The organism is Streptomyces hazeniae (assembly GCF_031845485.1).
Classification (GTDB): domain Bacteria; phylum Actinomycetota; class Actinomycetes; order Streptomycetales; family Streptomycetaceae; genus Streptomyces; species Streptomyces hazeniae.
Window position 1 is genome coordinate 1 of the sequence record NZ_JAVREQ010000091.1, and the last position, 606, is coordinate 606.

1 pseudogene is annotated in these 606 nt (G+C 74.3%); it reads right to left on the minus strand.

Features of this window, described 5'->3' with window-relative positions:
• Nucleotides 1-606, minus strand: a pseudogene (locus RM572_RS29880) (hypothetical protein); the annotation flags it as partial.

The window sequence follows — 606 nt, forward strand, 5'->3', positions numbered from 1 at the left end:
TGGGCCAGTGGGGGTGGGGTGGGAGGTAGCGCAGGAGGCGGTGGCGGAGGAAGGCGGCGGGGGCGTGGATGTCGCCGGGTGGGAGTCCTTGGAGGGCCACGGCGCGGATCGTCTCGGCGCCTTCGCCGCGGAGGAGGTAGTGGCCTGCGAGGTGGGCGAGTTCGCGGGCGTCCGTGGTGGGGAGGGCGAGGCGGGGTTCGGTGCGGCGGAGGGTGTGGAGGAGGTGTTCGGCGCGGTCGGCGTAGGAGGCGAGGGGTCCGTCGAGGCGGCCGGGTCCTTCGTCGGGCTGCGGGGTGCTGCCCGTGGGGAGGGGGTGGGGGGTCTGGTTGTTCTGTGTCTTGTCCCCTTCGGGGGGTCGTCGCCGGGTGGGCCGTGGGGCGGGTTTCCCGGTCGCCGGTTGCGGGATCCAGGCGAGGGCGTTGACCAGGCGTACTCCCAGGCGGCGGGAGGTGGTGGTGTCCTTGCCGAGGTGGGCGGCTTCTTCGGCGGCGGCCCAGCCTTCGGCGATCTGGTCGGGGGTGTGGAGGGGGGTGAGGGAGGCGAGGCGCTGGTCGCGGATCTCGCCGCGGAGGTTCTGGCGTTTGCGGGCGTGCCAGTGGCCGTGTG